Source organism: Citrobacter sp. Cpo100 (genome assembly GCF_030332595.1).
Taxonomy (GTDB): Bacteria; Pseudomonadota; Gammaproteobacteria; order Enterobacterales; family Enterobacteriaceae; genus Citrobacter; species Citrobacter portucalensis.
In genome coordinates, this window is sequence record NZ_JAOWHM010000037.1 from 965590 (window position 1) to 988547 (window position 22958).

The 22958-nt window shown below is 53.4% G+C and carries 21 protein-coding genes; 13 read left to right on the forward strand and 8 right to left on the reverse strand.

Annotated elements, in window-relative coordinates; all coding sequences use genetic code 11:
- The first annotated feature begins 75 nt into the window (after positions 1–75).
- From fecI to OGX96_RS20380, 9 genes are all read left to right on the forward strand, one after another.
- Positions 76–597, forward strand: coding sequence for a ferric citrate uptake sigma factor FecI (gene fecI / locus OGX96_RS20340; RefSeq protein ID WP_008784388.1), 522 nt, complete (start codon positions 76–78; stop codon positions 595–597).
- Positions 594–1547, forward strand: coding sequence for a ferric citrate uptake sigma factor regulator FecR (fecR, locus tag OGX96_RS20345; protein WP_100272623.1), 954 nt, complete (start codon positions 594–596; stop codon positions 1545–1547). The genes fecI and fecR overlap by 4 nt, the downstream gene beginning before the upstream one ends.
- A gap of 86 nt (positions 1548–1633) precedes the next feature.
- Complete coding sequence (gene fecA / locus OGX96_RS20350; RefSeq protein ID WP_286584136.1) at positions 1634–3958, forward strand: TonB-dependent Fe(3+) dicitrate receptor FecA; 2325 nt, start codon at positions 1634–1636, stop codon at positions 3956–3958.
- Positions 3959–4031: 73 nt separating this feature from the next.
- A complete protein-coding gene (locus OGX96_RS20355; protein WP_286584137.1) occupies positions 4032–4931 on the forward strand; it encodes a Fe(3+) dicitrate ABC transporter substrate-binding protein FecB in 900 nt (299 codons plus the stop codon).
- Complete coding sequence (fecC, locus tag OGX96_RS20360; RefSeq protein WP_286584138.1) at positions 4928–5926, forward strand: iron-dicitrate ABC transporter permease FecC; 999 nt, start codon at positions 4928–4930, stop codon at positions 5924–5926. The genes OGX96_RS20355 and fecC overlap by 4 nt, the downstream gene beginning before the upstream one ends.
- Positions 5923–6879 carry a Fe(3+) dicitrate ABC transporter permease subunit FecD gene (gene fecD / locus OGX96_RS20365; RefSeq protein ID WP_286584139.1) on the forward strand — a complete coding sequence of 319 codons (957 nt, stop codon included), beginning with the start codon at positions 5923–5925 and terminating at the stop codon, positions 6877–6879. The genes fecC and fecD overlap by 4 nt, the downstream gene beginning before the upstream one ends.
- The gene (gene fecE, locus OGX96_RS20370) at positions 6880–7647 is read left to right on the forward strand and encodes a Fe(3+) dicitrate ABC transporter ATP-binding protein FecE (protein WP_103014541.1); all 768 of its coding nucleotides are present in this window, start codon (positions 6880–6882) and stop codon (positions 7645–7647) included.
- Positions 7648–8018: 371 nt separating this feature from the next.
- A complete protein-coding gene (locus OGX96_RS20375; RefSeq protein ID WP_032942979.1) occupies positions 8019–8621 on the forward strand; it encodes a TetR/AcrR family transcriptional regulator in 603 nt (200 codons plus the stop codon).
- A gap of 78 nt (positions 8622–8699) precedes the next feature.
- Positions 8700–9854 (forward strand): MFS transporter, encoded by a 1155-nt coding sequence (locus OGX96_RS20380; protein WP_286584140.1) that lies wholly within the window; start codon positions 8700–8702, stop codon positions 9852–9854.
- Between the two features lie 194 nt (positions 9855–10048).
- Here the strand turns inward: OGX96_RS20380 and OGX96_RS20385 are convergent, their stop codons facing one another.
- Positions 10049–10270 carry a hypothetical protein gene (locus tag OGX96_RS20385; RefSeq protein WP_003036289.1) on the reverse strand — a complete coding sequence of 74 codons (222 nt, stop codon included), beginning with the start codon at positions 10268–10270 and terminating at the stop codon, positions 10049–10051.
- 97 nt (positions 10271–10367) lie between these two features.
- On the opposite strand from OGX96_RS20385, the gene OGX96_RS20390 reads away from it, so the two are divergent.
- From OGX96_RS20390 to OGX96_RS20405, 4 genes are all read left to right on the forward strand, one after another.
- The gene (locus OGX96_RS20390; protein ID WP_286584141.1) at positions 10368–10595 is read left to right on the forward strand and encodes a hypothetical protein; all 228 of its coding nucleotides are present in this window, start codon (positions 10368–10370) and stop codon (positions 10593–10595) included.
- A gap of 80 nt (positions 10596–10675) precedes the next feature.
- A complete protein-coding gene (shiA, locus tag OGX96_RS20395) occupies positions 10676–11992 on the forward strand; it encodes a shikimate transporter (protein ID WP_003832199.1) in 1317 nt (438 codons plus the stop codon).
- A gap of 118 nt (positions 11993–12110) precedes the next feature.
- Complete coding sequence (locus OGX96_RS20400) at positions 12111–13565, forward strand: AMP nucleosidase (RefSeq protein WP_032942969.1); 1455 nt, start codon at positions 12111–12113, stop codon at positions 13563–13565.
- Positions 13566–13580: 15 nt separating this feature from the next.
- On the forward strand, positions 13581–15359 hold the full coding sequence (locus OGX96_RS20405) for an aminopeptidase P family protein (protein ID WP_286584142.1): 1779 nt from the start codon (positions 13581–13583) through the stop codon (positions 15357–15359).
- A 55-nt stretch (positions 15360–15414) separates the two neighbouring features.
- Here the strand turns inward: OGX96_RS20405 and ptsG are convergent, their stop codons facing one another.
- The 7 genes from ptsG to fabF all read right to left on the reverse strand — a co-directional run bounded on the left by ptsG (position 15415) and on the right by fabF (position 22916).
- Positions 15415–16848 (reverse strand): PTS glucose transporter subunit IIBC, encoded by a 1434-nt coding sequence (ptsG, locus tag OGX96_RS20410; protein ID WP_003836725.1) that lies wholly within the window; start codon positions 16846–16848, stop codon positions 15415–15417.
- A gap of 416 nt (positions 16849–17264) precedes the next feature.
- Complete coding sequence (locus tag OGX96_RS20415) at positions 17265–18062, reverse strand: metal-dependent hydrolase (protein ID WP_020996495.1); 798 nt, start codon at positions 18060–18062, stop codon at positions 17265–17267.
- Positions 18063–18072: 10 nt separating this feature from the next.
- Entirely contained in the window at positions 18073–19077 is a 1005-nt protein-coding gene (gene holB / locus OGX96_RS20420; protein WP_286584143.1) for a DNA polymerase III subunit delta', read from the reverse strand.
- Entirely contained in the window at positions 19074–19715 is a 642-nt protein-coding gene (gene tmk, locus OGX96_RS20425; RefSeq protein WP_008784374.1) for a dTMP kinase, read from the reverse strand. The genes holB and tmk overlap by 4 nt, the downstream gene beginning before the upstream one ends.
- Positions 19705–20727: a cell division protein YceG gene (gene yceG / locus OGX96_RS20430; RefSeq protein ID WP_008784373.1), complete on the reverse strand. Its 1023-nt coding sequence runs from the start codon at positions 20725–20727 to the stop codon at positions 19705–19707. The genes tmk and yceG overlap by 11 nt, the downstream gene beginning before the upstream one ends.
- Before the next feature lie 2 nt (positions 20728–20729).
- Complete coding sequence (gene pabC / locus OGX96_RS20435; RefSeq protein ID WP_032942963.1) at positions 20730–21539, reverse strand: aminodeoxychorismate lyase; 810 nt, start codon at positions 21537–21539, stop codon at positions 20730–20732.
- Positions 21540–21674: 135 nt separating this feature from the next.
- Positions 21675–22916, reverse strand: coding sequence for a beta-ketoacyl-ACP synthase II (gene fabF / locus OGX96_RS20440; protein WP_003036260.1), 1242 nt, complete (start codon positions 22914–22916; stop codon positions 21675–21677).
- Between the last annotated feature and the right edge of the window lie 42 nt (positions 22917–22958).

The window sequence follows — 22958 nt, forward strand, 5'->3', positions numbered from 1 at the left end:
TATATTTCCAATTGTAATGATAACCATTCTCATATTACTATAATCGCGTGATAATTAACTTTTGATACATTCCACATGTCTGACCACGCCACTACCACTGCTTCCTTTACGCTCGAGTCGCTTTATGGCGCACATCACGGCTGGTTGAAAAGCTGGCTGACGCGCAAACTCCAGTCCGCCTTTGATGCAGATGACATTGCCCAGGACACTTTTCTACGGGTAATGGGCAGCGACTCGCTCTCGACGATCCGCGATCCGCGCTCCTTTCTGTGCACTCTCGCCAAACGGGTGATGGTCGACCTGTTTCGCCGAAACGCGCTGGAAAAAGCCTATCTGGAGATGTTGGCGCTTATGCCGGAGGCGCTCGCGCCTTCCCCCGAGGAACGCGAGAGCCAGCTCGAAACCCTGCAACTCATCGACAGCATGCTTGACGGGCTGAACGGGAAAACACGAGAAGCGTTTCTGCTTTCGCAACTGGATGGTCTGACATACAGCGAGATCGCGCTGAAGCTCGGTATCTCCGTCAGCTCGGTGAAAAAGTATATGGCAAAGGCTATCGAACATTGTCTGCTGTTTCGTCTGGAGCACGGCCTGTGAACGCTTCTATCACCGATTCTCGCCGCCAGGCATTGCGCTCGGCATCGCACTGGTATGCTGTATTGAGCGGCGAGCGTGTCAGCCCACAGCAAGAAGCGCGCTGGCAACAATGGTACGAAGAGGACAAAGATCATCAGTGGGCCTGGCAACAGGTTGAAAACCTGCGCAGCCAGCTCAGCCGCGTACCGGGCGATGTTGCAAGCCGGGCGCTGCACGATACGCGCCTTACCCGTCGTCATGTCATGAAAGGGCTACTGCTGCTGCTCGGCGTGGGCGGCGGCTGGCAGCTCTGGCAGTCTGAAGCCGGTGAAGGTCTGCGCGCGGATTACCGCACCGCTAAAGGCGCGGTCAGCCATCAGCGGCTGGAAGATGGTTCTCTGCTGACGCTCAACACACAAAGCGCCGCGGACGTTCGTTTTGATACGCGTCAACGCGCTGTCCATCTCTGGTATGGCGAAATTGCTATTACTACCGCAAAAGACGCACAGCAGAGACCTTTCCGCGTTGTGACCCGCCAGGGCCAGCTCACCGCATTAGGCACAGAATTTACCGTCTGCCAGCAGGACAACGTCACACGCGTTGTCGTTCAACAACACGCTGTTGAAGTCTTACTGGCAAATCGTCCGCAGGAAAAACGCATCGTCAGCGCTGGCGAGAGCCTGCAGTTTAGCGCGTCTGAATTTGGTGCAATAGCCTCAGCGGATGATGAAAGCGCCACCTGGACGCAGGGCATTCTGAGCTTCAGCGATAAACCTTTGGGTGAAGTGATTGCCACGCTGAGCCGTTATCGCAACGGCGTGCTGCGCTGCGATCCGGCTGTGGCCGGGTTACGCCTGAGTGGCACTTTCCCGCTGAAAAATACTGATGCAATCCTGGATGTTATTGCCAAGACTCTTCCAGTGAAAATTCAGTCAGTTACGCGATACTGGGTAAATATCTCTGCATTGTAAGAAAAATAATTCTCATTTCGATTGTCCTTTTTCCCCTTCTCATTCGACTCATAGATGAACACAACAAAAATGATGATGGAGAAGGTATGACGCCTTTACGCGTTTTTCGCAAAACAACACCTTTGGTTAACGCCGTTCGCCTGAGCCTGCTGCCGCTGGCCGTGCTGTCGTTATCCGCCTTCGCAGCGCAGGTTGATATTGCACCGGGTTCGCTCGACAAAGCCCTTAATCAGTATGCCGCGCTCAGCGGAATTACCCTGTCGGTTGACGCCAGCCTGACGCGCGGCAAACAGAGTAACGGTCTTCACGGTGACTACGACGTCGAAACCGGCCTGCAACACCTGCTGAACGGTAGTGGTCTGCAGGTGAAACCGCTGGGTAATAACAGCTGGACGCTGGAGCCCGCACCAACACCGCAAGAAGATGCCCTGACCGTGGTGGGCGACTGGCTGGGGGATGCGCGCGAAAACGACGTTTTCGAACATGCTGGCGCACGTGACGTTATCCGCCGTGAGGATTTCGCCAAAACCGGCGCAACATCCATGCGCGAGGTACTGAACCGCATTCCTGGCGTTACCGCCCCAGAAAACAACGGCACCGGTAGCCACGATCTGGCGATGAACTTTGGTATTCGCGGCCTGAATCCGCGCCTGGCCAGCCGTTCAACGGTGCTGATGGACGGTATTCCCGTGCCGTTTGCCCCTTACGGCCAGCCGCAGCTTTCACTGGCGCCTGTCTCACTCGGAAATATGGACGCCATCGACGTGGTTCGCGGCGGTGGCGCAGTGCGTTACGGGCCACAGAGCGTGGGCGGGGTGGTGAACTTTGTTACCCGCGCTATTCCGCAAGACTTCGGCATGGAAGCCGGCGTGGAAGGCCAGCTCAGCCCAACATCTTCACAAAATAACCCAAAAGAAACGCACAACCTGATGGTGGGCGGCACGGCGGATAACGGTTTTGGTACCGCCCTGCTTTACTCCGGTACACGTGGAAGCGACTGGCGCGAACACAGCGCGACCCGCATCGACGACCTGATGCTGAAAAGCAAATATGCGCCAAACGAAGTGCATACCTTCAACAGTCTGTTGCAATACTACGACGGTGAAGCTGACATGCCCGGCGGCCTGTCTCGCGCGGATTACGATGCCGACCGCTGGCAATCCACGCGCCCTTACGATCGCTTCTGGGGGCGCCGCAAGCTGGCAAGCCTCGGCTATCAGTTCCAGCCGGACAGCCAACATAAATTCAATATTCAGGGCTTCTACACTGAAACCCTGCGCAGCGGCTACCTGGAACAGGGAAAACGCCTCACCCTTTCACCGCGTAACTACTGGGTACGCGGCATTGAACCACACTACAGTCAGAGCTTTATGGTGGGTCCTTCCGCGCACGAAGTGGGCGTGGGATACCGTTATGTGAGCGAGTCGACGCATGAAATGCGTTACTACACTGCCACCAGCAGTGGACAACTGCCGTCCAGCGCCAGCCCTTACGACCGCGACACTCGTTCCGGCACCGAAGCGCATGCCTGGTATCTGGATGACAAAATCGACATTGGCAACTGGACTATCACACCGGGTATGCGCTTTGAACATATCGAGTCATACCAGAACAACGCCATCAAAGGGACACATGAGGAAGTAAGCTACAACGCCCCACTTCCGGCGCTAAATGTGCTTTATCACCTGACTGATAGCTGGAATCTTTATGCAAACACTGAAGGCTCATTCGGCACCGTACAGTACAGCCAAATTGGCAAGGCTGTGCAAAGCGGCAATGTGGAACCGGAAAAAGCGCGAACCTGGGAGCTCGGAACCCGATACGACGATGGCGCGCTGACGGCGGAAATGGGGCTGTTCCTGATTAACTTTAATAATCAGTACGATTCCAACCAAACCAACGACACCGTTACTGCACGCGGTAAAACGCGTCATACCGGACTGGAAACTCAGACTCGCTATGATCTCGGCACATTGACGCCAACGCTCGACAACGTTTCAGTCTACGCAAGCTATGCGTATGTGAACGCTGAGATTCGCGAGAAAGGTGATACCTATGGCAATCAGGTGCCCTTCTCACCAAAACACAAAGGCACGTTGGGCGTGGACTATAAGCCGGGCAACTGGACCTTCAATCTGAATAGCGATTTCCAGTCCAGCCAGTTTGCGGATAACGCCAACACCGTTAAAGAGAGCGCTGATGGCAGTACCGGTCGCATCCCTGGCTTTATGCTCTGGGGCGCACGCGTAGCCTATGACTTCGGCCCGCAGATGGCAGACCTGAACCTGGCGTTCGGTGTGAAAAATATCTTCGACCAAGAGTATTTCACCCGCTCTTACGACGACAACAACAAAGGCATCTACGCAGGCCAGCCGCGCACGCTGTATATGCAGGGTTCGTTGAAGTTCTAAACCCCGTTTACCCGGCCTGCATGCTGTTTTGTAGGTCGGGCAAACGAAACGCCACCCGACGCAGGCAATTTACATGTTCACACCATTACGCACGCTATTCGCCGCTCTGCTGCTCACCGGCCATGCTTTTGCCGCCACGGTTCATGACGAACATGGCACCTTTACGCTTGATAAAACGCCACAACGGATAGTGGTGCTGGAACTGTCGTTCGCGGACGCACTGGCTGCTGTCGATGTCAGTCCGGTCGGCATTGCCGACGATAACGATGCCACACGCATTCTTCCAGAGGTTCGTGCCCATCTGAAACCCTGGCAGTCTGTCGGCACGCGTGCGCAGCCGAGTTTAGAAGCCATCAGCGCGCTGAAACCGGATCTGATCATTGCCGACAGCAGCCGCCATGCGGGTATTTGCATCGCCTTACAGCAAATAGCACCTGTGCTGCTGCTCAAGTCTCGCAATGAAACCTACGCTGAAAATCTGCAATCTGCGGCCATCATCGGTGAAATTGTGGGTAAAAAAGCACAGATGCAGTCACGCCTGGCGCAACACCAACAACAGATGTCAGCGTGGGCCAGCCAACTGCCAAAAGACACGATGGTGGTGTTTGGTACGTCCCGAGAGCAGCAGTTCAACCTGCATACTCAGGAGACCTGGACCGGGGGCGTCCTGACCTCTCTGGGGCTGACGGTGCCTGCAGCTATGGCGGGTTCGTCTATGCCGTCCATCGGTCTGGAACAGCTGCTGGCGCTCAATCCGGCATGGCTGCTGGTCGCGCACTATCGTGAAGAGAGCATCGTGAAACGCTGGCAACAAGACCCGCTGTGGCAGATGTTAACTGCGGCGCAAAAACAGCAGACGGCGTCGGTCGACAGTAACGCCTGGGCGCGGATGCGCGGCATTTTCGCAGCCGAACGCATTGCCAGCGACACGGTAAAAATCTTTCACCACCAGCCTTTATCCGATGTGAAATGACAATTTTCAAACATCCAGCGCTTCAGTGGGGTCTTCCCCTTGTCGCGCTTATCGCTATCTTCTGGCTGAGTCTGTTTTGCTACTCGGCCATTCCTGTTTCTGGCGTTGATGCCATTCACGCCCTGCTGCCAGGCCATACGCCGACGCTTCCACAAGCGCTGGTGCAAAACCTTCGTTTGCCGAGAAGCCTGGTCGCCATTTTGATCGGCGCAAGCCTGGCTCTGGCGGGAACGCTGCTGCAGACCCTGACGCATAATGCAATGGCCTCCCCTTCACTACTCGGTATTAACAGTGGCGCAGCGCTGGCGATGGCGCTTACCAGCGCTATCAGCCCTGCGCCCGTTACGGGTTACTCCATCGCCTTTATCGCCGCCTGCGGCGGTGGCGTAAGCTGGCTGATGGTGATGACCGCAGGTGGTGGATTTCGCCACTCCCAGGACAGAAACAAACTGATCCTCGCGGGCATCGCGTTCTCGGCTTTCTGCATGGCCCTTACCCGCATCACCCTGCTGCTGACGGAAGATCACGCCTACGGCATTTTTTACTGGCTTGCGGGAGGCGTATCCCACGCACGTTGGCAGGAGTTCTGGCAGCTTTTCCCAATGGTAGTGGTTGCTGTACCGGTGGTATTGCTGCTGGCTAATCAACTGAACCTGCTTAACGTCAGTGACAGCACCGCCCGCACGCTGGGGGTGAATCTGCCGAAGCTCCGTTTGATCATCAATGTTCTGGTGCTGCTTCTGGTCGGTACCTGCGTCAGCGTGGCAGGTCCAGTGGCGTTTATCGGTCTGCTGATGCCGCATCTGGCTCGCTTCTGGGTAGGATTCGATCAGCGCAAGGTCCTGCCGATGAGCATGCTTATGGGCGCCACGCTGCTGCTGCTGGCTGATGTTCTGGCCCGAGCGCTGGCCTTCCCTGGCGAATTGCCCGCGGGGGCAGTAGTGGCGCTGATTGGTGCACCCTGTTTTGTCTGGCTGGTCAGGAGGCGTGGATGAAAATTGCGTTCGTCATTTTCATCGCCCTCGCGCTGGCAGGACTTTCGGTTTTGTCACTACAAATGGGGGTGATCGCCGTTCCCTGGCGTGCTCTGCTGAGCGACTGGCAGACCGGGCGCGAATATCATTTCGTATTAACGTCGTACCGCCTGCCGCGACTGCTGCTGGCGCTGCTTGTCGGTGCAGCCCTCGCGGTGGCAGGCGTGCTGGTGCAAGGGATCGTGCGTAACCCTCTGGCATCACCGGATATCCTCGGCGTAAACCATGCCGCCAGCCTGGCCTCTGTGGGCGCGCTGCTTCTCTTACCGTCACTACCGGTGATTACTCTGCCGCTACTGGCCTTTGCCGGTGGCATGGCGGGCCTGATCCTGCTGAGAATACTGGCGAACACCAGCCAGCCGATGAAGCTGGCGCTCACGGGTGTTGCGCTCTCTGCCTGCTGGGCCAGCCTGACGGATTATCTGATGCTTTCGCGTCCGCAGGATGTGAACAGCGCCCTGCTGTGGCTGACCGGCAGCTTATGGGGCCGTGACTGGAGCTTTGTGAAAATAGCCGCCCCACTGCTGATTTTGTTTCTGCCGCTGAGTCTGCGTTTTTGCCGCGATCTCGACCTCCTGGCATTGGGCGATGCGCGCGCCACCACACTCGGTGTGTCGGTGCCGCGTATTCGGCTCCAGGCTTTGCTACTGGCCGTCGCCATGACATCGACCGGCGTGGCCGTCTGCGGCCCAATTAGCTTTATTGGTCTTGTGGTGCCGCATATGGCGCGCAGCATTACTGGTGGACGTCACCGCTGGCTGCTGCCCGTTTCAGCCATGACAGGTGCGTTACTGCTGGTGGTTGCCGACCTGCTGGCGCGAATTATTCATCCTCCTCTGGAACTTCCGGCTGGCGTGCTGACCGCCATTATCGGTGCACCATGGTTTGTCTGGCTGCTTGTGAGAATGCGATAAATGACATTACGAACTGAAAATCTGACGGTCTGTTACGGTACAAACAAGGTGCTTGATGGCGTTTCACTCGCCCTACCAGCGGGGAAGACAACCGCCCTGCTCGGCCCTAACGGCTGCGGGAAGTCAACGTTGTTAAACTGTTTTTCACGACTGTTAACGCCGCAGTCCGGAGGCGTATTTCTCGGCGATAGTGCCATCAATACGCTCTCATCACGCCAGCTAGCCCGCAGGCTGGCGCTGCTGCCCCAGCACCATTTAACTCCCGAGGGGATCACCGTCCAGGAGCTTGTTTCGTACGGTCGCAACCCGTGGTTGTCACTCTGGGGGCGTCTCTCCGTTGAAGACAATACGCGGGTCCATGATGCTATGAACCAGACCCGGATCCAACATCTTGCCGACCGACGGTTAACCGATCTTTCTGGCGGTCAGCGACAGCGCGCATTTCTGGCGATGGTCCTGGCGCAGGATACGCCCGTTGTACTACTCGATGAGCCAACCACCTATCTCGATATCAATCATCAGGTGGAACTGATGCGGCTGATGGGCGAACTCCGGGCTCAGGGGAAAACGGTGGTCGCCGTGCTGCACGACCTTAATCAGGCCAGCCGGTACTGTGACCATCTGGTGGTCATGGCGAACGGACATATTATGGCGCAAGGCACACCAGAAGAGGTGATGAACCCTGGATTGCTGAGAACCGTATTCAGCGTGGATACGGAGATACACCCCGAACCAGTATCTGGCAGGCCGATGTGTGTAGTGAGGTAGATGATACAGTCTGTAATGGTACCAGGGTCTCAACAGGTCGCTTGTCATATCACTCATGCTGCGATGACTTCACTCTGCCCTGTGAGTTCAATCGGTCGATGCAACGCTATCCTTAATCGAAGGGGGACGTTGGACGTTCACTAGAATACGGCAGATTCCGGTGTGATGATTAACCATTACGCGTGGTTGCCGTTGTATCAACGTACTATCCTGGAAAGGATAAAATCCACACATCCCTCTATAGAAACGCATAGCAATTCATAAGAAAATCTGTCTGCGCGTCATCGCTGATTTATTTATGAAAATTATTTGACTGATCGTTCCATAATCAATACTATGCCGCCTCAACTCATTTCAAGTCCCACATCCCTATGAGTGCTGAAAAACCAACCTTTCCAGGTCGTCCACGAAAGTTCGAAGATCAGGATGTCATTGATGCTGCCGTCGCTGTTTTCAGCGCCAATGGTTATGCAGGCACCTCTGCGCAAGATTTATGCAATGGTACGGGATTAGGGCGGGGAAGCCTATACAATGCCTTTGGAAGCAAGCAAGCCCTGTACGAGCAAGCTTTGTTGCGAAGCCACGAACAAACTATGTCAGCACAGTTAACAATACTCACACAACCAGGTCTGGTAAAAGAGCGATTGCACACCCTTCTGCTCTGGGGTATTGCCGAAGATCTTTCTCAGCCAGAGCAGCATGATGCGATGGTCTTATTTTCAGCCCTGGAGATGGGCAGTAAAGATGAAGCCGTTGCGAGCCTGAATAATGAATATCGTCAGCATTTAGAAAAAACGCTGGTGTCGGTATTCATCGAAGGCCAACGAAGCGGCGAACTGAACAATAAAGCATCAGCCGTCGAAATGGCGAGAGGCTTTATGGCAGGCTATTACGGTTTACGTGTACTGAATAAAAACATTACAGATAGAAAAATCCTCGAAGATGTCGTCGCTGGTCTGTTAATCAATTTATAAATTTAAGCGAAAAAATTCATTATTTACTTGCACTCATTTTTGTAACGATCATTCCAATACAAGGAAAAATAAAAAAACATGCCATTAGTCGTTTATATTTTAGGGTTAGCCATTTTTTCATTAGGTACAGCAGAGTTAATGGTGGCGGGTATGATGACCACGCTATCGGAAGCATTTGGTGTTACAGTCGGCGAAGTCGGGCATTTGATTTCATATTATGCATTCGGTGTAATGCTAGGTGGCCCGGTATTAACCTACACCTTTCTTAAGTTTAAAGCGCCCTATCGCTCAACGTTATTATGGCTGTTAGGGTTATATGTTATCGTACAAGGATTAAGCGTCTTTGCCTCTGATTACAATGTGTTAGTTGCCATTCGCATCGTGACAGGTATTTTATGTGCAGGGTGTTTAAGTCTTTCACTCGCGACAAGTATGGCTCTTGTATCTGTTGAAAATCGCCCTCGTGCCGCATCAATAGTGATAGCTGGTTTTATGGTATCCAATGTCTTTGGTGTACCTATCGCGACAATCATTGACCAGCACTGGGGCTGGAAAATGAGTTTTGGGCTGGTCGCGGTCCTGGTTTTCATATGCCTGCTAGCATTAGTACGTTTATTGCCACATATGAGCGGCGGCAGTGCTATCAAGATGGCTGAAGAGATTAAGGCATTTAAAAATAAAGCCTATTGGAAAGCCTGTGCAACCAGCTGTTTGATTTTGGGAGCAAGTTTTGCGGCATTCAGTTATTTTGTCCCCGTGCTGACGGATGCCAGTGAATTTACAATGCAGACGGTTCCCTTCATTCTGATGCTTTATGGACTAGCCAATATCATCGGGAATATGGTAACGGGACGTCTTGCATATCGCCATAGTTTAACTGTTATGGTTGTCGGCTTAACAATATTGAGTATTTCTTTGCTCGGCATGGCGCTATTTGTTCAATATCAGGTCATTGCTATTCTGGCTGTTATACTTATCGGTTTATCTGGCGTACCAATGAATCCGGCAATGATGGCAAGAATTGTCAGCGTGGCACATCCAGGGCCAATGGTCAATGCCGTTCATACTTCCGTGATCAATATTGGATTAGGTGGCGGTTCTTATTTAGGTGGAATGGCAATTTCATCTGGATTCGGTTTACGTTCAGCTCTATGGATTGGAATGGTATTAGCGGTTCTGGCTTTATTATCCGTATTACCTTATATCCGTCGTAGTAAACAAGGCTGGAGTTAATAGGTTCTGAAGATAAAAACGCCCCACTTATAAAAATTACGGGGCGTCGATTTAGCCGTTAAATTTTATTCAAAACTGACTGGCTGCATGTCGCTCAAAGTTGCCCCTCAGTTCCACGACAGGTGCGGAGTAAACCCATCCGTGTAAGTGCACAATTTTCATGCGCTACTTAAGCAGCGTGCTCCCATCAACATTCAGTCAGCTTTATACGCCTGCCACTCGCGCCAGACATTCTCAGGATCAATATCGCGGTAGCCACGCTCTCTGATTATATCCTCGGCTGCTTCGGCTGGCAGGCGGATGGCTGTAGCGCCATCGCGAATGGACTCAACCTCATCGCGGGTCAATTCCCGTCCTATGTCCTGTTCTTTATCAATCAGAACTACGATCAACGCAGGGATAAAAACAATCTTCATACTGATAAGCCTCTGAAATATTCGCATACCACTGTATCACTGACAGTTTTGATATAGTTCAATAATCGTTAATTTATTACCAGGACAGGAATCATTCATGACATTACAAATCCGTGAAGCCACACCTGCCGACGCGATGTTGCTTAATGCGCTGGGCTACCGCATCTACTGCGCACACTTTGAACAAAAGGCAACAATTTTTGAACACCCTGCTTTCGAGCGGTTTTTTTGCTTTTCTGTTTTCTCATTCATCTTATTTTTCATGTTGCCATCAGATGAGGGAGATAATCGTTTTCACTTCCCGTCTGTCGCGGTAATCTCATAACGGTCGTTAATATTGCGACTGCAATGTGTGTAACCCAACTCAAATACTAATAACTAAAAAACAGTACAGACAGGATAACTATGGATTCCTCCCTCACCTCCACGGGTCCCCAACAGGACGCCTCTTCACTTAACCGCGCCCGACGCGCTGCGCTTGGTAGCTTCGCGGGTGCCGTGGTCGACTGGTATGATTTTCTGCTTTACGGCATCACTGCCGCACTGGTCTTTAACCGCGAGTTCTTCCCGCAGGTCAGCCCGGCGATGGGGACACTTGCCGCATTTGCTACCTTTGGCGTCGGATTCTTGTTCCGCCCGCTAGGCGGGGTGATCTTCGGCCACTTCGGCGACCGCCTGGGGCGCAAACGTATGCTTATGCTCACCGTCTGGATGATGGGGATCGCCACTGCACTGATAGGGATTATTCCTTCCTTTGACACCATTGGTTGGTGGGCTCCCGTTCTGCTGGTGACGCTGCGTGCTATTCAGGGATTCGCCGTTGGCGGTGAATGGGGCGGCGCGGCGTTGCTCTCGGTCGAAAGCGCGCCGAAAAATAAAAAAGCCTTCTACAGCAGCGGTGTTCAGGTCGGTTATGGCGTCGGGCTACTGCTTTCTACCGGTCTGGTCTCGCTGATTAGCTCGCAAACCACCGATGAGCAGTTCCTGAGTTGGGGCTGGCGTATTCCATTCCTGTTCAGCATCGTGCTGGTATTGGGCGCGTTGTGGATGCGTAACCGAATGGATGAATCAGCCGAATTCGAACAGCAGCAGCAGGCACCGCAACCAGAGAAAAAGAGACTACCGGTAGTCGAGGCGTTAATCCGTCATCCAGGTGCCTTTTTGAAAATTATCGCTCTGCGCCTGTGTGAACTGCTGACGATGTATATCGTCACTGCGTTTGCCCTAAATTACTCCACGCAGAATCTGGGCTTACCCCGTGAACTGTTTCTGAATATCGGCTTGTTGGTGGGTGGGCTGAGCTGTCTGACCATCCCCTGCTTCGCCTGGCTCGCCGACCGTTTTGGTCGCCGGCGCGTTTACATTACCGGCGCACTGGTCGGGACGCTCAGCGCATTCCCGTTCTTTATGGCGTTAGAAGCGCAATCCATTTTCTGGATCGTGTTCTTCGCGATTATGTTGGCCAACATTGCACACGATATGGTGGTCTGCGTGCAGCAACCTATGTTTACCGGTTTGTTTGGCGCAAGCTATCGCTACAGCGGTGCGGGCGTTGGTTATCAGGTAGCAAGCGTGGTTGGCGGCGGTTTTACCCCCTTCATTGCTGCTGCGCTGGTAACATTCTCCGGCGGAGACTGGCACAGTGTGGCCATTTATCTGATGGCGGGTTGTCTTATTTCCGCCACTACAGCATTGCTGATGCGGGATAAGCAGCACGGTTAAGCCCGGGTGCGGAGGCCGTCCGGTCTTCGCACAATCTTCCTCAACGTCTGACTTTTGTTTCACATTCCTGTGACATACTATCGGGAGAGCAGTACATCTGTGGAACAAGGAGACAGACATGAACAATAAGGGCTCCAGCCTGACCCCGGCTCAGGCACTGGATAAACTGGACGCGCTGTACGAGCAGTCGGTAAAAGCACTGCGTAGCGCCATTGGTAAGTATATTGAAACAGGGACGCTCCCTGACGTAATCGCCCGCCATAACGGTCTTTTTGTTTACCCATCACTGTGTGTCACCTGGGATGGCAGCGCCACCAATCCCCCTAAAACCCGCGCCTATGGTCGTTTTACCCATGCGGGCTGCTACACCACTACGATTACCCGTCCGTCGCTTTTTCGTCCGTATCTTGAAGAACAACTCACGCTGCTGTATCAGGATTATGATGCGCATATCTCCGTTGAGCCGTCGCAGCATGAAATCCCCTATCCGTATGTCATTGACGGTTCTGAACTGACGCTCGACCGCTCGATGAGTGCCGGCCTAACGCGCCACTTCCCCACAACCGAGCTGTCACAGATTGGCGATGAAACAGCCGACGGTACCTATCATCCGGCGGAATTCTCCCCGTTGTCGCACTTCGACGCCCGACGAGTAGATTTTTCGCTGGCGCGACTGCGCCACTACACGGGAACACCGGTTGAACATTTTCAGCCGTTTGTGCTGTTCACCAACTACACCCGCTACGTCGATGAGTTTGTGCGTTGGGGTTGCAGCCAGATCCTCGACCCGGACAGCCCGTATATCGCGCTTTCTTGTGCGGGCGGGATCTGGATCACCGCTGAAACTGAAGCGCCTGAAGAAGCGATCTCCGATCTCGCCTGGAAGAAACACCAGATGCCCGCCTGGCATTTAATCACCGCCGACGGTCAGGGGATCACACTGGTCAATATCGGCGTTGGCCCGTCTAACGCCAAAACCATTTGCGATCATCTGGCCGTACTGCGTCCTGACGTCTGGCTGATGATTGGTCACTGTGGCGGACTGCGTGAAAGCCAGGCGATTGGCGACTATGTTCTGGCCCACGCTTATCTGCGTGACGACCACGTGCTGGATGCAGTTCTACCGCCAGATATTCCAATTCCGAGCATCGCGGAAGTGCAGCGCGCACTGTATGACGCTACCAAAGAAGTCAGCGGTATGCCCGGCGAAGAGGTTAAACAACGCCTGCGTACCGGTACCGTCGTCACCACTGACGATCGCAACTGGGAGCTACGCTATTCCGCTTCTGCGCTACGCTTTAACCTCAGCCGCGCGGTGGCTATCGATATGGAAAGTGCCACCATCGCCGCCCAAGGATATCGTTTCCGCGTTCCGTACGGCACGCTGCTGTGCGTTTCCGACAAGCCGCTGCACGGTGAGATCAAACTGCCTGGTCAGGCCAACCGTTTTTATGAAGGTGCCATTTCTGAGCATCTGCAAATAGGTATCCGGGCTATCGATCGTTTGCGTGCTGAAGGCGACCGACTGCACTCCCGTAAATTACGTACATTCAACGAACCGCCGTTCCGTTAAGACCTGAAGGTAACTATGCACAACTCAACTCCTCTTTCCGCCCTGCGCAACCTGCTGATAGCGCAGGGGCTGGATGGCATGATTGTTCCGCGCGCCGATGCTCATCAAAGCGAAGATTGTACGCCGCATGACAATAAACTAGCCTGGCTGACCGGTTTTAGCGGCTCTGCTGGCCTCGCGTTGGTCCTTCGGGATCGCGCGTTAATGTTTGTCGATGGACGCTATCAGGTCCAGGTACGTAATGAAGTCTCGCTGGATGATTTTGAGATTCATCATTTACACGATGAGCCGCTGGCCGACTATTTGCAGTCTCATGTTGCAGCAGGTACACGTATCGGCTTTGAACCAATGCTGATGGTCAATAGTCAGTTTGAAGCACTGTCGGCAACCCACTGCGAGCTGGTGCCTCTTGAGCAAGATCCTTTTGACCAGGTATGGCTAGACCGCCCGGCAGCACCCTGCGGCATCATTCGTGAAATGCCCATTGAAATCAGCGGGGAAAGCAGCACGCAAAAGCGTGCCCGCGTCGTGGAACAACTCGCTCAACACCAGGCTGACGTGCTGGCAATTACCCTGCCGGATAACATTGCCTGGTTATTGAATGTGCGTGGTTCGGATCTGGCCATGGTGCCAGTGCCGTTTTCGTTTGCCCTGCTCCATCGCAGCGGTGAGCTGGAATGGTTTGTGGATAGCAATAAAACGCAACAGCTCCCCGCATCACTGCTGGATACGCTTACTTTGGCCCCGCAAGAGAATTTTCTGACTCGCTGCCAGCAATTAGCTAATGGGAAGCGTTTCCTGGTCGATAAAGACTACGCCCCGGTCGCATTGCGTTTTGCCATTGAAGAACACGGTGGCAACGTTCTTTGGGCGCCCGATCCCATCACTCTGATGAAATCCCACAAAAATGACGTTGAACTGGCAGGCTATCGGGAATGCCATGAACAAGATGGCGCAGCCTGGGTAAACTTCCTTGCCTGGCTGGCCCATGAAGTTCCTTTGCGCGAAGCGGCAGGCAATCCGGTCACCGAGCTGGAAGCGCAGGCCAAGCAACTGGAATTTCGCCAGCAGCAGCCGGGATTTATCGAGCAAAGTTTCAGCACGATTTCGGCCTCTGCCAGCAATGCCGCAATGTGCCATTACCACTCCAGTGAAAAAACCAATACGCCAATTACCTCACAGGCCATGTATCTGAATGATTCCGGTGGCCAGTACCACAATGGTACGACGGATACGACGCGTACCCTCGCGTTTGGCCCACAGGATCCGCAACGTCGCCTGCATTACACTGCCGTGTTGAAAGGCTTTTTGTCGCTTATTTCGCTGCAGTTTCCCAGCGGGACTCAGGGCCATCAACTGGATGCTTTTAGCCGCCGGGCGTTGTGGGAGCTGGGTCTGGATTTTGATCATGGTACGGGACACGGCGTGGGTCACCAGTTGCTTATTCATGAGCAACCCCATCGCATCGCCAAAAAAGTAAACCCGTGGCCACTGGTCGCAGGCAACATCATCACCATCGAGCCGGGTTATTATCTGGCCGGACAATATGGGATCCGTATTGAGAATCAGGTGGAGATTATCAACAGTCGTCCTGGTTTCTGTCGTTTCTCAACGCTGACGCTGGTACCGATTGATTTGAATCTGGTCGAACTGCATCTGCTGAGTGATGCTGAGAAACAGTGGATTGATGATTACCACCAGCAGGTCAGAGAGACGCTATCCCCGCGCGTGAACGCAGAGGCACGTCCCTGGCTGTTCGCCGCCACCGCACCGATTCGCATTCAGGCTAATTAATGCAATAAAAAAGGCAGCCCGCAGGCTGCCTTAGTTCTCCCCAACTTCTTACTGCTTAGCTGTTACGGATGTACTCATCCATTTCAGTTTTCAGGTTATCGGACTTAGTCCCGAAGATAGCCTGAACACCGGAACCAGCTACCACAACGCCTGCCGCACCCAGTTTCTTCAGGCCAGCCTGATCCACTTTAGCAACGTCAGCCACGCTGACACGCAGACGAGTGATGCACGCATCGAGGTTAGTGATGTTTTCTTTACCACCGAATGCAGCAACCAGAGCCGGAGCCATTTCACCGGTCGCACCTGCTTTGCTGTCTTCGGTAGCATCTTCACGACCTGGCGTTTTCAGGTCCAGCGCTTTGATCAGCACACGGAAGATGGTGTAGTAAACAATCGCATAACCGATACCGACAATCGGGAACAGCCACAGTTTGCTGCTGTTACCGGACAGAACGATAAAGTCGATCAGACCGTGGGAGAACGACGTACCGTCGCGCATACCCAGCAGGATACAGATCGGGAATGCCAGACCAGCCAGAATCGCGTGGATGATGTACAGGATCGGCGCCACGAACATGAAGGAGAACTCGATCGGCTCGGTAATACCGGTCAGGAACGAGGTCAGCGCCGCGGAGATCATGATACCGCCCACTTTCGCGCGGTTTTCTGGTTTAGCAGAGTGCCAGATAGCGATAGCAGCAGCCGGCAGACCGTACATTTTGAACAGGAAGCCACCGGACAGTTTGCCCGCAGTCGGGTCACCCGCCATATAGCGAGGAATATCACCGTGGAACACCTGGCCCGCAGCGTTGGTGTACTCACCGATCTGCATCTGGAATGGAACGTTCCAGATATGGTGCAGACCAAACGGTACCAGGCAGCGTTCAATGAAGCCATAGATACCGAACGCCACGACCGGGTTCTGGTATGCAGCCCACTGAGAGAACGTCTGAATAGCAGTACCAATCGGCGGCCAAATGAAGGACAGAACCACACCTGTGAAGATGGCAGCCAGACCAGAAATGATAGGAACGAAACGCTTACCCGCAAAGAAGCCAAGATACTCAGGCAATTTGATACGGTAGAAACGGTTGAACATATACGCTGCAATCGCACCGGAGATAATCCCCCCGAGAACACCCGTATCAGCAAGGTGTTTAGCGGCGATCTCTTCAGCAGGTAAATGCAGAACCAGCGGCGCAACAACAGCCATGGTCTTAACCATGATGCCGTAAGCAACAACGGATGCCAGTGCAGATACACCGTCATTATTAGTGAAGCCTAACGCAACACCGATAGCAAAAATCAGCGGCATGTTCGCAAAAACAGAACCGCCTGCTTCTGCCATTACGTGCGATACAACGGCTGGCAGCCAGCTGAAGTTAGCGGAACCGACGCCCAGCAGGATACCTGCAATCGGGAGTACGGATACCGGCAGCATCAGCGATTTACCGACCTTTTGCAGGTTAGCAAATGCATTCTTAAACATAATTAGGAGTGCTCCTGAGTATTTGTGCTTATACACTTCATCCTTCAAACCGCCTCAGGGTGGGCTGCGCTCGTTCATCCCAGTCACTTACTCTAGTAAGCTCCTGCAATTCACTCACTTGCCGCCTTGATGCAGCTTGATTGACTTTGTGTATTCTACGTTCTCACGCATTGGCGAGGGGGGAGAACCTCGCCGTGTACAGGGCATCTAAGTACCCTTTATTTATTACACAGAGTAAAATAATTCAGTTTGTTTTTGTTTGACGGCTATCACAGTTCAGTCGTGAATGGCCGCAAAATCCGCACATTCCGATAAAATGAGTTTCTGAATGTGTCAAACTGATTATTCACCGCCCATTTTGTGGCGGTGAACTTTACTCGCATTAGTAATTAATTACGAGCTTTAAAAAAAGTCAGTTAACGAACAGATTGCAGGCGAGAAGCGTCGATGTGAAACAGGCGGGCAAAGTTATCAGTGGTTGCCTGCGCCAGTTCTTCAACGGCAACACCTTTCACTACGGCCATGTACTCTGCAACGTCACGAGTCATGGCGGGCTGGTTCTCTTTTCCACGATGCGGTACAGGCGCAAGGTAGGGAGAATCCGTCTCGACCAATAACCGGTCCAGAGGAACATAGCGGGCGGCATCACGGAGCTGCTCTGCATTTCGGAACGTGACGATGCCGGAAAACGAGATATAGAATCCAAGGTCCAGTAATTTGCCCGCCGTTTCTCTGTCCTCTGTAAAACAGTGTAGTACGCCGCCACAATCCGTCACTTTTTCTTCGCGCAGAATAGACAGCGTATCGGCTCGCGCATCGCGGGTATGCACGATAACCGGCTTCTGTAACTCACGGCCGATCTGAATATGGTGGATAAAAGATTCCTGCTGGCGCACCTTTGTTTCCGGCGTGTAAAAATAGTCCAGCCCGGTTTCTCCCATCGCCACAACCCCCTCTTCGGCGGCAAAACGACGCAGGTCCTCAACATCATAGGTTTCATCCTGATTTAACGGATGCACGCCGCAAGAGAAAACGACATTGTCACGCTCACCGACCAGTTCGCGCATACTGCGATATCCTGGCAGGGTGGTCGCGACGGCAAGACAGAATTTCACATCACGTGCGGCCGCTTTTGCCAGCACGTCATCCACGTCCTTATGCAGAGATTGATAATCCAGGCCATCAAGATGGCAGTGTGAGTCGACTAAAAACATAATGTCTCTCTCAAAGATGGGGAACAGGCAGTACGGTGCCTGGTTGCAGGTAATGCTCAATACGAAGAATAAGATCGGTTAACACCAGCTCACGGTTTACGCCTGTTACGTTCAGCAGTTGCTGACGACAATGACAAACGTCACCGAGTATCGCCTGTATCTGGGCAACGGATAACCGTTCTGCGATAGAAGATATCAGGTCCAGCGCATCAGGATTCGTTAAATGGGAAACGCCATACGGACGTTTCAACGCATCGGTCAACAACGTTGCCAGCCAGTGTAAACGGGCGGCAGCCTGATCGTGGTTTAACGCCGCGAGCAGTATATACCAGTCGCCTGTGTTTAATGTGTTCACCAGTGCCGCACAAAAATCTGTGCGGTGCGCCCAGCTTTCAGCCTGTAACAACGTGAGTGCCGCGCCTGGCGAACCTGCACTCAGGCGTAACGCGCTCAGCAGCGCTTCTGACGATGCAGTCACCTCACGAGCAAGCCAGGAGATCGCATACGACTCCGGAGGTGGCGCAAGATGATGTAACCGGCAACGACTGCGTAATGTCGCCAGCAAGCGAGCTGGCTCTGTGCTGGCGAGGAAAAACCAGGTTTGTGCCGGGGGTTCTTCCAGCGTTTTCAGCAAGGCGTTGGCGGCGGCATCGGTTAACTGGGAAGCATCCGGGATCCACACGACCTTCGCACCGCCGAGACGCGAATGCTCGTACAGCTTTTCACTGACTTCGCGTACCGCATCAACCCCGAGCGTGCTTTTGCCTTTTTCCGGCAGCAGCGAATAGTAGTCAGGGTGCGTCCCCGCCTGCATTAGCTGACAGCCGCGGCACTGTCCACAGCTTTTATGCCCTTCCGGCTGCTGGCACATTAAATAGCGGCTGAGGGCGTAAATCAGCGCGTCGTCGCCCATTCCGGGTAACGCCTGAATCAGTAACGCATGGTGACCACGACCCGTCTGGTAGCTGGCTACCAGTTTTTCAAAATCCGGTCGTAACCATGGGTACCATTTCATGCGCCCTGCTCCTTCACCCATTGGGTGATGGTATGACGGATATCAGCCATCACAGCCTCCAACGGCTGCGTAGCGTCTATAGTACGAATGCTGGTGTCTTTGGCAGCCAGCTCAAGATAGCGCGCGCGAGTACGATTAAAGAAGTCGAAAGATTCCTGCTCAATACGATCCAGCTCGCCGCGGGCACGGGCACGCTTCAACCCGACTTCTGGCGTCACATCCAGATAGATCGTCAGGTCCGGGCGAAAATCACCAAGCACCGCATCACGCAGGGTTGCCAGCATGTTTTGATCGATACCGCGTCCACCACCCTGATACGCCTGGGTCGACAGATCGTGACGATCGCCAATTACCCACGCGCCTTTCGCCAGTGCAGGTTTAATAACGGTTTCGACCAACTGTACACGCGCCGCGTAAAACATCAGAACTTCGGCTTTATCGGTAATGACCTCGTCACCGACCGATTTAATATCCAGCACCAGACTTCTTAGTTTCTCAGCCAGCTGCGTTCCACCAGGTTCACGGGTGAAAACCATGTCACGAATACCGAGTTGCTCAAGTGTCTCCACCACCACGTTACGCGCGGTGGTTTTTCCGGCGCCTTCCAGGCCTTCAATGACGATATAGTTACTGCCCATTTTTTTCCTTAAGCACTTTCAGGTAATCCTGCACGGACCGGTTATGGCTGGCAAGATTGGTGTTAAACGTGTGGCCGCCTTTACCGTCAGCCACAAAATAGAGATACGGCGTTTTTGCCGGATGCGCCGCGGCCTGCAATGAAGCCTCTCCCGGCATGGCAATCGGGCCTGGCGGCAGTCCCGTAATGGTATAGGTGTTATAGGCGGTCGGGGTGTCTAAATCCACACGCGACAATTTGCCATTATACCGTGTACCCATCCCGTAAATCACGGTCGGATCGGTTTGTAAACGCATACCGATACGTAAGCGGTTAATAAAGACCGAAGCCACCTGGTCGCGCTCGCTGGCAACCGCAGTTTCTTTTTCAATAATAGAAGCCATGGTTACCAGCTGATTTTTGTCCTGATAAGGCAGGCCATCAGCGCGTCCCTCCCAGACAGTATCCACCGCTTTAACCATTTTCTGATGCGCACGTTTTAGCAACGCTACGTCAGTAGTATTGGCGGTATACATCCAGGTATCTGGCCAGAACCAGCCCTCCACCCATTGCGGGTTTTCCAGCTTCAGCGCCTCGGCCACGGTCTCATAGCTATCGTCGCTTAACGTATGTTTGATATACGGGGCATCACGCAGCTGTTTGAGGTAATCGCTCAGGCGCATCCCTTCAACCAGACGTAACGGGAACTGCGCCTCTTTGCCGCTTTCCAGCAGTTGCAGCATGTCCCGCACCGTCATGTCAGGCGTGAAGCGATATGTTCCGGCCTTAAAATGCGACAGCTCGGGCTCCACACGCAGCAGCCACTGGAACACGCGCGGACGATTGATAACTTTGTCTGCATACAGCTGTTCGCCGAGAGCCAGACGGCCCGTTCCCGCTTTCAGCGTAAAAATCGTTTCTTCTTTAATCAATAATTTGCTGTCCGCCAGATGGCGAACTTTCCACATTCCCACTCCAGCGGCAATGCCCAGCACAACCAGCAATAACAGGACAACAAGTAACAGTTTTTTCATGACTAATTCGGGTGCTCACAAAGTGGGGCTAAATAATCGAATAACAAACGTGAAGACAACAACGTGTCGCCACAGGCACGCACGGGAATAATGGGCATTAACGCGTTACAGACGACGATTTCATCAGCCTGCATTACCTCCTCCAACCCGGCATACACTTCGACAATACTGAATGGCGATTGTGCCAGCATCCGGATACAGAATTGTCGCATAATACCGTTCACTCCGGCCTGGTCCAGCCGGGGCGTGTAAACCACATCGCCTTTACGCCAGAACAAATTAGCCGCACAGCATTCCGTAACCCATCCCTCGCTGTCAAGAACCAGCGCTTCATCGGCGTCCGTCTGTTCAAGATGAGAGCGAATCAACACCTGCTCCAGTCGATTCAAGTGTTTAAGCCCGGCAAGCAGTGGATTACGTCCCAGCCGCACTGGGCTTAGCGCCAGCGTAATACCTTCTTGCCGCCAACGATCGTAATGATCGGGCCAGGCTGAAACGGAGAGGATGCGTGTGGCACTATGACAATTTTTGCCACTGTAACCCCGGCCTCCACTGCCACGGCTGATAATCACTTTCAACACACCGCGTACGTGCCCTTTCGCCAGCATTTTCATTTCATTTTGCAGCTCGGACCAATCTTCAAAAGAGATCAGCAGTTTTTGGCAAGCGTCTTGTAAACGCTCAAGATGCGCTGCAAAGAGAGGAATTTCACCGTCGATAATACAGGCAGTGGTAAAACAGCCATCACCAAATTGGGTCGCTCGATCGCTTGCGGCCAGCATATCTTGCTCGCAGCCATTAATTAAGAACATGGTGGCTCCTTATTTCTGGTCCGCTAGTTTGGCAGGATGAGTAACACAGGACAAGGGCGGAAAACCGAATAAAAAAAGGCCCGACAAGCGGACCTTTTCAATTTGCTATCGATGCTAGCGCATCACCTGACGGACTTAAATCTTTTTAAAGATCAAAGAGCCGTTGGTACCACCGAAGCCAAAGGAGTTACACAGCGCATACTCCAGACCACTAACCTGACGCGCTTCGTGAGGTACGAAGTCCAGGTCACAACCTTCATCCGGGTTATCCAGGTTGATGGTTGGCGGAATAGCCTGATCGCGCAGCGCCAGGATAGAGAAAATAGACTCTACCGCGCCCGCCGCACCCAACAGGTGTCCGGTCATGGATTTGGTGGAGCTTACCATCACACGGCTTGCCGCATCGCCAAAGACAGATTTCACTGCCTGGGTTTCAGCTTTATCGCCTGCAGGCGTAGACGTACCATGTGCGTTGACATAGCCGATCTGACCCGCTTCAATAGCCGCATCGCGCAGTGCGTTGACCATTGCCAGCGCAGCGCCTGCACCGTTTTCCGGCGGCGACGTCATGTGGTAAGCATCGCTGCTCATACCGAAGCCAACGACTTCAGCATAGATTTTTGCACCGCGCGCTTTCGCATGCTCGTACTCTTCCAGTACCACCATGCCAGCGCCGTCGCCCAGCACAAAGCCGTCACGCTCTTTGTCCCACGGGCGGCTTGCCGCTTGCGGGTTATCATTACGCGTAGACAGTGCACGTGCCGCGCCAAAGCCACCCACACCCAACGGCGTACTGGCTTTTTCAGCACCACCCGCAACCATCGCGTCTGCATCGCCGTATGCAATGATACGTGCGGCATGACCGATGTTATGCACGCCTGAAGTACAGGCTGTCGCAATGGAGATGCTTGGCCCTTGCAGGCCGTACATGATGGTCAGGTGACCAGCCACCATGTTAACAATCGTCGACGGAACGAAGAACGGGCTGATCTTACGCGGTCCACCGTTTACCAGTGAGGTATGGTTTTCTTCGATAAGACCGAGACCGCCAATACCAGAGCCGATAGCGGCGCCAATACGATGAGCGTTCTCTTCCGTAATTTCGAGGCCAGAATCCTGCATGGCCTGAACGCCAGCGACAATTCCATATTGAATGAAGGCATCCATCTTGCGCTGTTCTTTGCGCGAGATAATGTCTTCACAGTTAAAATCCTTTACTAAGCCAGCAAATTTCGTTGCATAGGCGCTAGTATCGAAATGGTCGATCAGGCTGATGCCACTCTGACCGGCAAGGAGAGCTTTCCAGGTAGACTCTACGGTATTGCCGACAGGAGACAACATGCCCAGTCCGGTCACAACTACACGACGCTTAGACACGGTTGTCCTCCAGGGAGGGAAAATAATTCAAGTGGGATAAAA

Coding starts and splice junctions, on each gene's coding strand:
- fecI (WP_008784388.1), top strand. CDS start 76: ATGTCTGACCACGCCACTACCACTGCTTCCTTTACGCTCGAGTCGCTT.
- fecA (WP_286584136.1), top strand. CDS start 1,634: ATGACGCCTTTACGCGTTTTTCGCAAAACAACACCTTTGGTTAACGCC.
- OGX96_RS20355 (WP_286584137.1), top strand. CDS start 4,032: ATGTTCACACCATTACGCACGCTATTCGCCGCTCTGCTGCTCACCGGC.
- fecC (WP_286584138.1), top strand. CDS start 4,928: ATGACAATTTTCAAACATCCAGCGCTTCAGTGGGGTCTTCCCCTTGTC.
- fecD (WP_286584139.1), top strand. CDS start 5,923: ATGAAAATTGCGTTCGTCATTTTCATCGCCCTCGCGCTGGCAGGACTT.
- fecE (WP_103014541.1), top strand. CDS start 6,880: ATGACATTACGAACTGAAAATCTGACGGTCTGTTACGGTACAAACAAG.
- OGX96_RS20375 (WP_032942979.1), top strand. CDS start 8,019: ATGAGTGCTGAAAAACCAACCTTTCCAGGTCGTCCACGAAAGTTCGAA.
- OGX96_RS20380 (WP_286584140.1), top strand. CDS start 8,700: ATGCCATTAGTCGTTTATATTTTAGGGTTAGCCATTTTTTCATTAGGT.
- OGX96_RS20385 (WP_003036289.1), bottom strand. CDS start 10,270: ATGAAGATTGTTTTTATCCCTGCGTTGATCGTAGTTCTGATTGATAAA.
- OGX96_RS20390 (WP_286584141.1), top strand. CDS start 10,368: ATGACATTACAAATCCGTGAAGCCACACCTGCCGACGCGATGTTGCTT.
- shiA (WP_003832199.1), top strand. CDS start 10,676: ATGGATTCCTCCCTCACCTCCACGGGTCCCCAACAGGACGCCTCTTCA.
- OGX96_RS20400 (WP_032942969.1), top strand. CDS start 12,111: ATGAACAATAAGGGCTCCAGCCTGACCCCGGCTCAGGCACTGGATAAA.
- OGX96_RS20405 (WP_286584142.1), top strand. CDS start 13,581: ATGCACAACTCAACTCCTCTTTCCGCCCTGCGCAACCTGCTGATAGCG.
- ptsG (WP_003836725.1), bottom strand. CDS start 16,848: ATGTTTAAGAATGCATTTGCTAACCTGCAAAAGGTCGGTAAATCGCTG.
- OGX96_RS20415 (WP_020996495.1), bottom strand. CDS start 18,062: ATGTTTTTAGTCGACTCACACTGCCATCTTGATGGCCTGGATTATCAA.
- holB (WP_286584143.1), bottom strand. CDS start 19,077: ATGAAATGGTACCCATGGTTACGACCGGATTTTGAAAAACTGGTAGCC.
- tmk (WP_008784374.1), bottom strand. CDS start 19,715: ATGGGCAGTAACTATATCGTCATTGAAGGCCTGGAAGGCGCCGGAAAA.
- yceG (WP_008784373.1), bottom strand. CDS start 20,727: ATGAAAAAACTGTTACTTGTTGTCCTGTTATTGCTGGTTGTGCTGGGC.
- pabC (WP_032942963.1), bottom strand. CDS start 21,539: ATGTTCTTAATTAATGGCTGCGAGCAAGATATGCTGGCCGCAAGCGAT.